This window comes from Streptomyces albus subsp. albus, from assembly GCF_000719865.1.
Lineage (GTDB): Bacteria > Actinomycetota > Actinomycetes > Streptomycetales > Streptomycetaceae > Streptomyces > Streptomyces albus_E.
On the sequence record NZ_JOID01000018.1, the window covers coordinates 13,677 to 25,827 of the forward strand.

The window sequence follows — 12,151 nt, forward strand, 5'->3', positions numbered from 1 at the left end:
GTGGACACCTTCGCACTCATCGTCACCATCGGGGTCGCGCTCGGCTTCACGTACACCAACGGTTTCCACGACTCCGCCAACGCCATCGCGACCTCCGTCTCGACGCGCGCGCTGACCCCCCGGGCGGCGCTGCTGATGGCCGCCGTCATGAACCTGGCCGGTGCCTTCCTGGGCAGCGGGGTCGCCAAGACCGTCAGCCAGGGCCTGATCGAGACGCCGAGCGGCTCGCGCGGGATGGCGATCCTCTTCGCGGCCCTGGTGGGCGCCGTCGTCTGGAACATGATCACCTGGTACTTCGGGCTGCCGTCGAGTTCGAGCCACGCGCTCTTCGGCGGCATGGTGGGGGCAGCCCTGGCCGGCTCCATCGCCGTCTACTGGATGGGGGTCGTCGAGAAGGTCGTCATCCCGATGTTCCTGTCGCCGCTGGTCGGGCTGGCCCTGGGCTATCTGGCCATGACCGCCATCATGTGGATCTTCCGCCGGGCCAACCCGCACAAGGCCAAACGGCACTTCCGGATCGCGCAGACGGTCTCCGCGGCCGGCATGGCCCTGGGCCACGGCCTCCAGGACGCGCAGAAGACCATGGGCATCGTGGTGATGGCGCTGGTCATCGCCGACGTCGAGGACTACGGCGACCAGATCCCGGTCTGGGTGAAGGTCTCCTGCGCCCTCATGCTCTCGCTCGGCACCTACGCGGGCGGCTGGCGGATCATGCGGACCCTGGGCCGGCGGATCATCGAGCTCGACCCGCCGCAGGGCTTCGCCGCGGAGACCACGGCCGCCTCGGTGATGTACACCGCCTCGTTCATGTTCCACGCGCCGATCTCCACCACCCACGTCATCACCTCGGCGATCATGGGTGTGGGCTCGACCCGGCGGATCAAGGCGGTCCGCTGGGGCGTGGCCAAGAACATCGTGATGGGCTGGTTCATCACCATGCCGGCCGCGGCGCTGGTCGCGGCGGTCTCCTTCTGGGCCGTGAGCCTCGTCTTCGGCTGATCCCGCGCCGGGGCCCGGCGCCGAGAAGCAGGGCCAAAGGAACAGGGCCCGCCCCCGGGAAGCCGGGAGCGGGCCCTACGTCTTGCGGTGGCACCGCCATGCAGCACCGCGAGACGGGCTATCCGAAGCGGCCGGAGATGTAGTCCTCGGTCGCCTGGACGGAGGGGTTGGAGAAGATCCGCTCCGTCTCGTCGATCTCGACGAGCTTGCCGGGCTGGCCGACGGCCGACAGATTGAAGAAGGCCGTACGGTCCGAGACGCGCGCCGCCTGCTGCATGTTGTGCGTCACGATGACGATCGTGAAGCGCTCCTTGAGCTCGCAGATCAGGTCCTCGATGGCGAGGGTCGAGATGGGGTCCAGGGCGGAGCAGGGCTCGTCCATCAGCAGCACCTGCGGCTCGACCGCGATGGCGCGGGCGATGCAGAGCCGCTGCTGCTGGCCGCCGGAGAGGCCGGAGCCGGGCTTGTTGAGCCGGTCCTTGACCTCGTTCCAGAGGTTGGCGCCCTTGAGGGACTTCTCGACGATCGTGTCCAGCTCGCGCTTCTTGTACGAGCCGTTGAGGCGCAGCCCGGCCGCGACGTTGTCGTAGATCGACATGGTCGGGAAGGGGTTGGGGCGCTGGAAGACCATGCCGACCGTACGGCGTACGGCGACGGGGTCGACGTGGGAGCCGTAGAGGTCCTCGTCGTCCAGCATCACCTTGCCCTCGACGCGGCCGCCGGGGGTGACCTCGTGCATCCGGTTGAGGGTGCGGAGGAAGGTGGACTTGCCGCAGCCGGACGGGCCGATGAAGGCCGTCACGGACCGCGGCTCGACGGTCATGGAGATGTCTTCGATCGCCTTGTGGCCGCCGTAGTAGGCACTGAGGCCGCTGACGTCGATGCGCTTGGCCATGGTGTTGCTCGCAATCGTGTGGGATGGCCCCGGGCACGGAGCCGCATATCGGTGCCTTAGCGGCCGGTCTTGGGTGCCTTCCAGCGGGCGATGCCGCGGGCGACCAGGTTGAGGACCATCACGAAGATGATCAGGACGAGTGCCGCTCCCCAGGCCCTGTCGTACGAGTGCGGGGTGCCGAGCATGTACTCCTGGTACACGTACAGCGGGAGCGACGCCTGCGTGCCGTCGAACGGGTCGTTGTTGATGAAGGAACTGCCCAGGACCAGCAGCAGGACCGGGGCCGTCTCACCGGCGATACGGGCGACCGCCAGCATGACGCCGGTGGTGATACCGCCGATGGCGGTGGGCAGGACCACCTTCAGGATAGTCCGCCACTTCGGTACACCGAGGGCGAGCGAGGCCTCGCGCAGCTCGTTGGGAACGAGCTTGAGCATCTCCTCGGTGGAGCGGACGACCACCGGCATCATCAGGATCGTGAGGGCCAGCGCGCCGGCGAAGCCGGAGGGGCCCATGTCGAAGGTCAGCACCCAGGTGGAGAGGATGAACAGACCGGCCACGATCGACGGGATGCCGGTCATGACGTCCACGAAGAAGGTCACGGCCTTCGCCAGCGAGCCCCGGCCGTACTCGACCAGGTAGATCGCGGTGAGCAGGCCGATCGGCACGGCGATCAGGGTGGCGATGGCCACCTGCTCCAGGGTGCCGATGATCGCGTGGTAGATGCCGCCGCCGGGGGTGTTCTGGTTCAGCCCGGCCATGGAGTGCGACAGGAAGTATCCGTCGAGGATGCGGGAGCCGCGCTCCACGGTCGTCCAGGCCAGGGAGGCCAGCGGCACGATCGCGAGGACGAAGCAGACCCAGACGACGCTGGTGGCGATCCGGTCCTTGGCCTGCCGGGAGCCCTCGACGGCGGTGGTGATCACGTAGGTGCCGGTGACGAAGAAGACGGCGGCGATCATGCCCCACTGCACGCGGCTCTCCCAGCCGGCGGCCATGCCGATGGCGGAGGCCAGCGCGACGGAGGCGAGGGCGATGCCCGCGGGGGCCCAGCGGGGCATCCTGCGGTGGGCCAGGCTGCGGGCGGGGGGCGCCTCGCCGGTGCTCGGCTTGCGGTCGATCACGGTGTGGCTCATGCGTTGGCCCCCGAGTACTCCTTGCGGCGGGCGATGATCAGCCGGGCCGCGCCGTTCACCAGCAGCGTCATGACGAAGAGGACGAGGCCGGAGGCGATGAGCGCGTCCCGCCCGAACTCGTTGGCCTCGTTGAACTTGGCGGCGATGTTCTGCGCGAAGGTGCCGCCGCCCGGGTCCAGGAGATGGCCGGAGAAGAGGAAGCTGGGGGAGAGGACGGTGGCGACGGCCATCGTCTCGCCGAGCGCGCGGCCGAGGCCGAGCATGGAGGCGCTGATGATGCCGGAGCGGCCGAAGGGCAGCACCGACATGCGGATGACCTCCCAGCGCGTGGCGCCGAGCGCGAGCGCGGCCTCCTCGTGCATCTTCGGCACCTGGAGGAAGACCTCGCGGGTGACGTTGGTGATCACCGGCAGGATCATCACGGCGAGCAGGATGCCGACGGTGAAGAGGTTCCGCGCGGGGCCGCTGCCGGACTTCTCGAAGATGTAGGTCCAGCCGAAGTACTGGTCGAGCCAGAGGTTCATGCCGTCGAGGTACGGCACCAGCACGAGCGCGCCCCACAGACCGTAGACGATGCTGGGGACGGCGGCGAGCAGGTCGATCAGGTACCCCAGCGGGCCGGCCAGCCGGCGGGAGGCGTAGTGGGAGACGAAGAGCGCGATGCCCACGGATATCGGCACCGCGATGATCATGGCGATGATCGAGCTGACGATGGTGCCGTAGACGAGGATCGCGATGCCGAACTGCGGAGGGTCACCCTGCGGGTTCCACTCGAAGGCCGTGAGGAAGTTGGCCTCGTTCTCGGAGATCGCGATGTACGCGCGGTAGGTCAGGAAGGCCGCGATGGCGGCCATGACGACCAGCAGGAAGATGCCCGAGCCCCGGGAGAGCCCGATGAAGATCTTGTCCCCGGGGCGGGTGGCCTTGCCCTTCGCGGCCGGCTCTGGTGTGAGGGGCGCCGGCGGGGGCGCCGACGCGGTGGGTGCGGTAGTCATGATGGCTCCGGTCTGGGTGGGGAGAACCCCTGGCGGCGGTGCACCGGATGGGATGTCCGGCAGGCCCCGCGGAGGGTCCGCGGGGCCTGCCGGCTCGGGTCAGGAGAGGGTCGGGATGATCTCGCGGACCTTGGAGGCGATCTCGGCCGGGATCGGCGCGTAGCCCTCCTCGGAGAGGATCTTCTGGCCGTCCTCGCTGGCCGTGTAGGTCAGGAAGGACTTCATGGCCTCCAGGGACTCGGCCTTGTTGCCCTTGTCGCAGGCGATCTCGTAGGTGACGAGGATGACCGGGTAGGCGCCCTCGGCCTTGGTCGCGTAGTCGAGTTCCAGGGCGAGGTCGTCACCCTTGCCGACGACCTTCGCGGCGGCGATGGCCTTGGAGGCGTTCTCGGAGGTGGCCTCGACGGGCTCGGGGGCGCCGGTGTCGATCTTCACCGAGTTGAGGTTGTTGCTGGTGGCGTAGGAGAGCTCGAAGTAGCCGATGGCGCCCTCGACCTGCTTGACCTGCGCGGCGACACCGGAGGAGCCGCTGGCGGACTGGCCGCCCTTGGCGGGCCAGGACTTCTCGGCCTCGTACTTCCATGCGTCCGGGGCCGCCTCACCCAGGTACTTGCCCAGGTTCTGGGTGGTGCCGGACTCGTCGGAGCGGTGGAAGGCCTGGATGTCGGTGGACGGCAGCTCGGCGTCCGGGTTGAGCTTCTTGATCGCGGCGTCGTCCCACTTCTTGATCTTCGAGTCGAAGATCTTGGCGATGGTGGGGGCGTCCAGGACCAGGTTGTCCACACCGGAGAGGTTGTAGCTGATGGCGACGGGGCCGCCGACCATCGGCAGGTTGATGCCCTGGCCGTTCTTGCAGATCTTCTTCGACGCCGCGACCTCGTCCTCCTTGAGGGCGGAGTCGGAGCCGGCGAAGGCGGTGGTGCCCTGGTTGAACTGGGTGATGCCGCCGCCCGAGCCGATCGGGTTGTAGTTGATCTGCACGTCGGGGCAGGCGGCCATGTAGTTCTTGATCCAGAGGTCCATGGCGTTCTTCTGCGCCGAGGACCCGGAGGCGAGGAGCTTGCCCTCGCCGCCGCACTTGATGTTCCCGGCGGCCTTGGTGGCGTCCTCGCCGCCCTGCTTCGTGTTGTCGTCCGAACCGCATGCGGTGAGAAGCAGTGCCGTCGAAACAGCGGCCGCGCCGACGGTGAGGGCCCGCAGACCGCGGACGTTCCTACGCTGAAGCTTCACCTTGGTGTGTTCCTTCCTGGGGCCCGCCGGCGACGGCGAAGCAAGGTCGGTGGTTCTGCTGGATCTGCGTTCACCCGCCGGCTGCCCGCCGACCGGTAAGGCTGAAATTAGGCAGATCAGGTGAATCGATCGACGGGGGAGGGTGAACACGGGGTGAACCTCGCCTATCAGTGCGGCGACCCGCTCCGGCGTTCGGCACGCCGAGTGACGGATGTGACGGATGGGGTGAAGGTTCTGCCCGCGTGATGCCTCCCCCGCACAGGAAGAGCTCTTGCGCAATGGCGCGAACTCGCCCCCCTCTGTCGTATTCCGCTCAGTCGTGCAACCATCCGCGGTTGAGAGACATCACGTCAGCAAGGCAGTTGACGATGCGGTTGACGAGTTTGACGACGCGGTGGACGACGCGTGGACGAGGCGGAGGTGGCCGGTGGGGCGGCAGCGGGCGATCGTGACGGCGACAGCACTGGTGTGCGCGGTGGGGGGCCTGCTGGCGCCGGGCACCGCGTACGCCGCTCCGGCCGAGCCTGATCCCGTGCCCGTCTCCCGCCTGGAGGAGATCCGCAAGGAGATCGAGACCCTCTACCACAAGGCGGAGGCCGCCACCGAGGCGTACAACGCGGCGCGGGAGAAGACACGCGAGCAGTCGCGCAAGCTGGACCGGATCGAGAAGAAGACCGCCGCCGCCAAGGAGCGGATGAAGCTGCTCCGGGGGCAGGCCGGCGCGATGGTCCGCTCCCACTACCGGGGCAGCGGCATGCCCGACACCCTGCAGCTGCTGCTGGAGGGCGGCTCCAAGGACTTCCTGCACGACGCCGACACCGCCCGCAAGGGCCGGCAGGCGCAGGCGGGGCTCATCGCGAGCCTGGAGAACACCCGCGAGCGGCTGGACACCTACGCCGAGACAGCGGACGAGGAGTACCGCCGCCTCCGCGCGCAGCAGAAGAAGAAGGCCGTCGCCAAGAAGGCGGTCGAGTCGAGGATCGAGGCCGCCGAGGAACTCGAGTCGCGGCTGCAGGCCGAGGAACTGGAGCGGCTGCGCGAGCTGGAGGACGAGGCCGCGCGGGAGGCCCAGGCCGAGTGGCTGGACTCCGGGGTGCTGGACGAGATCGACGCCCGGGCCTCCGAGGAGGGGAAGAAGGCGATCGCCTACGCCACCGGGCAGCTCGGCAAGGACTACGAGTGGGGCGCCGAGGGCCCGGACACCTACGACTGCTCCGGGCTGACCTCGCAGGCCTGGGCGGCGGCCGGCCGGACCATCCCGCGGACCTCGCAGGAGCAGTGGAAGCGGCTCCCCAGGATCGCCATCCGGGACATGCGGCCGGGCGACCTGATCATCTACCACTCGGACGCGAGCCACGTCGGGATGTACATCGGGGGCGGCGACATCGTGCACGCGCCGCGTCCGGGGCGGCAGATCACCGTGACGGGGGCCGGCTCGATGCGGATCCTGGGCGTCGTACGGCCCGACGAGCGGGCGGGCGACCGGGCCGGGGAACGATAACCCGGCGAGGCGAGGAGCGGTGGGCCGGCAGGCCGGGGAACGTCCTGGGGGCGGGGCCGGCGGCACCCGGTGCCATTCCACCGTCTCCGGGCGGGCTCCGGCCGTGCTCCCGGTCGGTAACCGCAGCGCGTGATGTTCATCATCACCCCATTCGCCCAGCCAGGGCTAAAACGCCCCTGCGGCTTGGCATATGACATCACAGAGTGGTTGCCCGGCATTCCGTTACTGCTGGACCTGCCGCTATGGTCGCCTCTCAGTGCCCGGCACAGTGTGACCGCCGACCCGTCCGGCGGACCGGGCCCTGGCGGCGTACCGATCCGGTGGCCGTCTTGCCCTCGGGGGGAGGGAAGGATCTTAAGCGATGCCCGTACCCGCGCCTCGGCAGGGGGAAACCCTGGCCGCGGGAGGTGCTCCGGCTGCCCCCTCACCGCGCTCCGCCGCGGAGTTCCGGGCGGCGGTCCCCGTGCCGGCTCCCCCGCCGGCCCCCGGAACCGCTCAGGCTCCGCCCCTCACCCTGCTGGTGATCGAGGACGATCCGTCGGTGGCCTTCTCGGTGCCGGACCAGCTCGACACCGGAGGCCGCCGGGTCCGCCTGCGCACCGCCCGCAACCTCACCGAGGCCGAGCGGCTGCTGACCGACGACGTGGACTGCATCCTCCTCGACCTGGCGCTGGACGTGCGGCAGGCCGGCGAGGAGCTGGACACGCTGCGCCAGGTGCTGCGGCTCGCGCCCGGCCACGCCGTCCTTGTCCTCACCGCCGAGGCGGACGCGGAGCGCGGCGCCGAGGCCGTACGCGTCGGAGCGCAGGACTACCTCTTCCGCGACGAGCTGGACGGCCGCGCCCTCGGCCGGGCCATCCGCTACGCCGTCGAGCGCAAGCGGGCCGACGCCGCGCAGCGCCAGCTCACCGAGTCGCGGCTGCGCGGCCAGGAGAACCGGCGGCTGGAGCGCGGGCTGCTGCCCAAGCCCCTGCTGGAGGGCTCCGACCTGCGCTTCGCCGCCCGCTACCGGCCCGGCCGCAGCCGCGCCCTGCTCGGCGGCGACTTCTACGACACCGTCCGCACCCCCGACGGCACCGTGCACGCCATGATCGGCGACGTGTGCGGGCACGGCCCGGACGAGGCGGCGCTCGGCGTGCTGCTGCGGATCGCCTGGCGGTCCCTGACCCTGGCCGGGCTGTGCGGCGACGAACTCCTCGGCACGCTGCAGAAGGTGCTGGAGAACGAGCGTCCCAACGACGAGATCTTCGCGACCCTCTGCACCCTCGACATCGCGCCCGACGGCCGCCGGGCCGGGCTCTGCCTCGCCGGGCACCCGGCGCCGATGGTCGCGCGCGAGGGGCGGCGGGTGAAGCTGCTGCACTACGACGACGGCGGGCCCGCGCTGGGCGTCCTGCCGCGCGCCCGCTGGCCGCGCCGGCAGGTGGAGCTTGGCGGCACCTGGAGCCTGGTGATGTACACCGACGGGCTGATCGAGGGCCGGGTCGGGCGGGGCACGCAGCGGCTGGGCCAGGAGGGCATCGTCGAGGTGATCAGCGGCCTGCGGGACCGGGGGCTGGACGGCGAGGAACTGCTGGACGCGGCGATGGCCGAGGTGCGGGAGCTCAACGGCGGCGAACTGACGGACGACGTGGCGGTGCTGCTGCTGGACCGCGACCGGGAGCACGGCCGGGGCCGCGGCGGCCGCGACGAGGGCCGGGCCCGGCCCGGGGCCTGACCCGGGGGACTGCGGGCCGGCAGCGCGGGCGCTCTGGTTGCCCCGGGCGACCGCTGCCGGGACACCCGGGCGAGGGTTCGAGCCGGTCCGCCGCTCCGGCTTGCCGTCCGTTTCCGCCGTTGGCCCTCCCGTTCCGCTCACGCCCCGTCCGAGCTCCGGCTTGCCCTCCGCCGCACGCAGCGGACCCCCGCCCGCCCTGAGGGCGACGACGGGGGCCCGGAGCTGCGCGGCCGGTGGACGGCCGGCCGGCAGCGGGGTGCCTTGCGGTGCTGCGGTGCTGCGGTGCTGCGGAGGCGAGTTGGCTACGGCGCCCGCCGGACGGCTCAGCGGCCGCCGTTGTACGGGCCGTACGGGCCGTCGGAGCTGCTGCCGCGCCGGCCGCGGCCACCGCCGCCGCCACCCGAGAGAGCCCGCACGGCGGGCCGTACGTCCACGACGTACACGATCGCGGCGATCAGCCCGATGATCGTGAGGAAGAACAGCCCCAGCGGCAGCACGTTCACCACCACCGCGATGCCCAGGATGATCAGCCAGAACGGCTTGGTCTGCTTGTCGGCGGCGCGGAAGGCGTCCTCGCGCCGGATCACGGCGTCGATGAAGGCGAACACCGTGAAGAGGAGAATGGCCAGATAGAGAAAGCTCAGAATGTTGTGAAAGCCCTGCACCAGCACGCCGTCCACCACCCAGTCCTATCGCGCGCCCTGTCGCGCGCGTCGGTCACGTCTGCGTCGTATCGTCCGTCGGTGCCGCCGGTCCGGCGGCCGGTCCCGGCAGCCGGCGGTATCGCGGCCACCGTACAGACCGTATAGGGACAACGGGCCGGGCACGTCGCTTGTGCCCGGCCCGTTGTCCCGGTTGTCCGTCCGGCGCCGTGGCCGTCACCCGCGGTGCGCGGATGTCACTCGGCGGACTTCGGCGTCGTCTTCTTGGCCGGGGCCTTGCGAGCGGCGGCCGGCTTCTTCGCCGCGGCGGGCTTGGCCTCGGCGGCGGGCGCCGCCTTCTGCTCCGGCGCCTTCGCCTCGGGAGCCTTCGCCTCCGGGGCCTTCTTCGCCGTGGCCGCGGCCGGCTTCGGGGCAGGCTCCGGCTCGACGGCGATGGCGATGTCGGTCATCTGTTCGGCGGCCTCACCGCGCCAGGTCTGCACGGCGCCGCGGCCGCGGTCGGCCAGCTCGTCGTACGTCTCGCGGGCCTTGACCGCGTACTCGGCGGCGCGGCCGACACCCTGGAGCGCCAGGTGCTGGGCGTTGTCCCGCAGCTTCCTGATGTCGGTGTCGAGCGTGCCGAACACCTCGGTCAGCTTGCTCTGCACGGTGGCCTGGGCCTCCTTGGCCTGCCGGCTCACCTTCTCCTGGACGGCCTTCGGGTCGGCGGTCCGGACGGCGGCGAACCGCTCCGGGGCCTCGGCGCGCAGCTTCTCGATCAGCGCGGGGAACTCCCGGAGCTTCTCGGCGGCGAGGTCCGCCGTGCCGACGGCGGCGTAGAAGGGGGTCGACTCCTGGATGGTCCTGCGGAGTTCGTCGGTGGTGGCCATGGCGGGATCCCTCCGGATCGGTCGGTCAGCTTGATGGCTTGGCTTCGCCGCTGTCGCCGTCGTCCCCGGCACCGGCCGGGGAGCCGGAGCCGGACGACGGGGCGGACGGCGGCGCGGCGGGGGCGCCGTCGGGGTGGCCGGCTGTGTCACCGGCGTCCGTGGCGTGCCCGTTCTCCCTGCGGAAGGACTCGTAGATCTGGATGAGCACCTGCTTCTGGCGCTCGTTGATCGACGGGTCGGTCATGATCGCGCTCTTGACCTCGACCTCGTCCCGGTCCCGCTCGTCGAGGATTCCGGCCTGGACGTACAGCGTCTCCGCGGAGATCCGCAGCGCCTTCGCGAGCTGCTGCAGGATCTCCGCGCTCGGCTTGCGCAGCCCGCGCTCGATCTGGCTGAGGTACGGGTTCGACACCCCGGCGGCCTCGGAGAGCTGCCGCAGCGACAACCGCGCACTGCGCCGCTGCTCCCGCAGGAACTCCCCGAGATTGCCGACCTTGAGTGAAGCCATGGCCCCATCGTGCACCCGAATGCTAACTATTGCAAGCGACCTGCTTGCAAGTGGCATGCAGAGGTGTGGCCGCAGCGTGGCGTGACGTGCGGCGTGAGGTGTCTCACCCAGTGGCCGATCAGGGCACCGGTGAATCAAAATCCGGGTGGGTATGGGCTGGTTCGCACTCGTATACTCGTGCGACTTCATGGAGGGGGAGGCGGAACAGTGAAGCTTGCCGAGGCGCTGGCAGAACGTGCGGCGGCGACGCGCCGTGTGGAACAACTGCGAGCGCGTGTCGTCAGCAGTGCGCGGCACCAGGAAGGGGAGACGCCCGCCGAGGACGCAGCCCAGCTGCTGGCTGAGGCCGGCGAGGTGCTGGATGCTCTGGAGGGGCTGATCCGGCGGATCAATCGCACCAATGCCACCGTGGAGATGGGTCCGGACGGCACGCTCACCGATGCCCTCGCACGCCGGGATGTCCTGCGGCTGCGTCACTCTGTGGTCACCGCGGCGGCGGACGCGGCGGCGGGTCAGGGCGAGCGGGGATACGGCCGGCAGCTGCGGTCCGAGCTGATGATGCTGTCCGCGCTTCCGGTCGCAGAGCTGCGCGGTCAGGCGGATGCGCTCGCCCGGGAGATCCGCGAGGTCGATGTGCGGATCCAGCGGACGAACTGGGAGGTCGATCTGCTGGACTGAGCAGTCCGGCAAGCCGGGACGATGTGGAGCAGGTAGCGGCTTCGGAAGCGTGCACACACCGAGGGTCGGCGGTTTTCCGGCCCACTCCTGGCGCGTGAAGAGCAACGCGGGGGTTCGACTCCCCTGATGACAGCGCAGCTCAGCACCGCGTACAGGTGACAGTGCACATCGCACAGCACATCACCACGTGCAGATCCGAGGCGGCGAGGGCGGGTTCGGGGCTTTCCACATCGCCGAACCGTGGGGAACGGCGATCTCCGAGAGGCTTGAAGCATGGTGATGACGGCGTCCGGGCCATGGCAGGAGCACAACCCCGGGGTCCTCATGGTCGTCATCTTTGCCGGCGCGGTGACCCTGTTGAGCCTGACCGCGTACCTGTGCTCCCGGTTCACACGAGAGGTCAGGGAGCGCCGCACGCCCGCCGCGCTGTGCCGGGACGTCTCCCTGGCGGCCGTCGCCATGTCGCTCGCCCTCTACCAGTGGGGATCTCTCCACCTCTTCGTCCTCGGAAGAGGGGAACGGTATGTGGAGTGCGTGAAGGCGCACCCCGGGGGCCCGGCGGACATCGACGGGATCACCGCCGGCTTCGTCCCCCTGCGGCTCGCATGCCGGCTGCCGGACGGCCGCAGCTACCCCGTCGTCATACCGGACTACATCAACCCGTCCATGGCGGCTCTCCTGGCGCTCGCTGCGGCCTCCGCGATCACCGCGGCTCTGCTGCACCGCAGGCAGCGTTCCGGAGCGGCGGCACCGCGGAAGGGATGACCTGTGGCGGCACATGGGCGTGGCTCGCGGACGTATTGGCGCACCCTGGCGGGCGGGCACCGGGCTTCCGAGCAGTCCGTCACGTCCCTCGACCGTCCCGGCCTCGGGGGGAACGCGACGGGGCGGCGTACGCCGACGTGGTGTCGGAGTGCGCCGCCCTCCCCCGGTGGGGGTGAGCCGGGGGGTAGCGGTCCGC

The 12,151-nt window shown here is 70.5% G+C and carries 12 protein-coding genes; 5 read left to right on the forward strand and 7 right to left on the reverse strand.

Features of this window, described 5'->3' with window-relative positions; genetic code table 11:
- A complete protein-coding gene (locus tag IF83_RS0119630) occupies window positions 1-999 on the forward strand; it encodes an inorganic phosphate transporter (protein ID WP_030545900.1) in 999 nt (332 codons plus the stop codon).
- A 118-nt stretch (window positions 1,000-1,117) separates the two neighbouring features.
- Here the strand turns inward: IF83_RS0119630 and pstB are convergent, their stop codons facing one another.
- From pstB to pstS, 4 genes are all read right to left on the reverse strand, one after another.
- On the reverse strand, window positions 1,118-1,894 hold the full coding sequence (gene pstB / locus IF83_RS0119635) for a phosphate ABC transporter ATP-binding protein PstB (protein ID WP_030545902.1): 777 nt from the start codon (window positions 1,892-1,894) through the stop codon (window positions 1,118-1,120).
- Window positions 1,895-1,950: 56 nt separating this feature from the next.
- Window positions 1,951-3,030, reverse strand: a complete 1,080-nt coding sequence (pstA, locus tag IF83_RS0119640) for a phosphate ABC transporter permease PstA (RefSeq protein WP_030545904.1) — start codon at window positions 3,028-3,030, stop codon at window positions 1,951-1,953.
- Window positions 3,027-4,025 (reverse strand): phosphate ABC transporter permease subunit PstC, encoded by a 999-nt coding sequence (pstC, locus tag IF83_RS0119645; RefSeq protein ID WP_030545906.1) that lies wholly within the window; start codon window positions 4,023-4,025, stop codon window positions 3,027-3,029. The genes pstA and pstC overlap by 4 nt, the downstream gene beginning before the upstream one ends.
- Before the next feature lie 99 nt (window positions 4,026-4,124).
- Complete coding sequence (gene pstS / locus IF83_RS0119650) at window positions 4,125-5,255, reverse strand: phosphate ABC transporter substrate-binding protein PstS (RefSeq protein WP_030545908.1); 1,131 nt, start codon at window positions 5,253-5,255, stop codon at window positions 4,125-4,127.
- Between the two features lie 448 nt (window positions 5,256-5,703).
- Between pstS and IF83_RS0119655 the strand changes: the two genes are divergently transcribed.
- Window positions 5,704-6,756, forward strand: coding sequence for a C40 family peptidase (locus IF83_RS0119655; RefSeq protein WP_244177134.1), 1,053 nt, complete (start codon window positions 5,704-5,706; stop codon window positions 6,754-6,756).
- Window positions 6,757-7,117: 361 nt separating this feature from the next.
- Window positions 7,118-8,473 (forward strand): PP2C family protein-serine/threonine phosphatase, encoded by a 1,356-nt coding sequence (locus IF83_RS0119660; protein ID WP_051722983.1) that lies wholly within the window; start codon window positions 7,118-7,120, stop codon window positions 8,471-8,473.
- A gap of 323 nt (window positions 8,474-8,796) precedes the next feature.
- Here the strand turns inward: IF83_RS0119660 and IF83_RS0119665 are convergent, their stop codons facing one another.
- From IF83_RS0119665 to IF83_RS0119675, 3 genes are all read right to left on the reverse strand, one after another.
- Complete coding sequence (locus IF83_RS0119665) at window positions 8,797-9,156, reverse strand: DUF2516 family protein (protein WP_030545914.1); 360 nt, start codon at window positions 9,154-9,156, stop codon at window positions 8,797-8,799.
- A gap of 215 nt (window positions 9,157-9,371) precedes the next feature.
- Window positions 9,372-10,004 (reverse strand): hypothetical protein, encoded by a 633-nt coding sequence (locus tag IF83_RS0119670; RefSeq protein WP_030545917.1) that lies wholly within the window; start codon window positions 10,002-10,004, stop codon window positions 9,372-9,374.
- Between the two features lie 25 nt (window positions 10,005-10,029).
- The gene (locus IF83_RS0119675; RefSeq protein WP_030545919.1) at window positions 10,030-10,512 is read right to left on the reverse strand and encodes a helix-turn-helix domain-containing protein; all 483 of its coding nucleotides are present in this window, start codon (window positions 10,510-10,512) and stop codon (window positions 10,030-10,032) included.
- 207 nt (window positions 10,513-10,719) lie between these two features.
- Here IF83_RS0119675 and IF83_RS0119680 point away from each other — a divergent pair, with 207 nt between their 5' ends.
- Both IF83_RS0119680 and IF83_RS0119685 read left to right on the forward strand, forming a co-directional pair.
- Window positions 10,720-11,190, forward strand: coding sequence for a DIP1984 family protein (locus IF83_RS0119680; protein WP_030545921.1), 471 nt, complete (start codon window positions 10,720-10,722; stop codon window positions 11,188-11,190).
- Window positions 11,191-11,463: 273 nt separating this feature from the next.
- A complete protein-coding gene (locus IF83_RS0119685) occupies window positions 11,464-11,955 on the forward strand; it encodes a hypothetical protein (protein WP_030545923.1) in 492 nt (163 codons plus the stop codon).
- Window positions 11,956-12,151: the final 196 nt, after the last annotated feature.

Bases quoted from the DNA above. Each gene is read 5' to 3' on its own strand.
- pstB (WP_030545902.1), bottom strand. From the start codon at position 1,894: ATGGCCAAGCGCATCGACGTCAGCGGCCTCAGTGCCTACTACGGCGGC.
- pstA (WP_030545904.1), bottom strand. From the start codon at position 3,030: ATGAGCCACACCGTGATCGACCGCAAGCCGAGCACCGGCGAGGCGCCC.
- pstC (WP_030545906.1), bottom strand. From the start codon at position 4,025: ATGACTACCGCACCCACCGCGTCGGCGCCCCCGCCGGCGCCCCTCACA.
- IF83_RS0119660 (WP_051722983.1), top strand. From the start codon at position 7,118: ATGCCCGTACCCGCGCCTCGGCAGGGGGAAACCCTGGCCGCGGGAGGT.
- IF83_RS0119670 (WP_030545917.1), bottom strand. From the start codon at position 10,004: ATGGCCACCACCGACGAACTCCGCAGGACCATCCAGGAGTCGACCCCC.
- IF83_RS0119675 (WP_030545919.1), bottom strand. From the start codon at position 10,512: ATGGCTTCACTCAAGGTCGGCAATCTCGGGGAGTTCCTGCGGGAGCAG.
- IF83_RS0119685 (WP_030545923.1), top strand. From the start codon at position 11,464: ATGGTGATGACGGCGTCCGGGCCATGGCAGGAGCACAACCCCGGGGTC.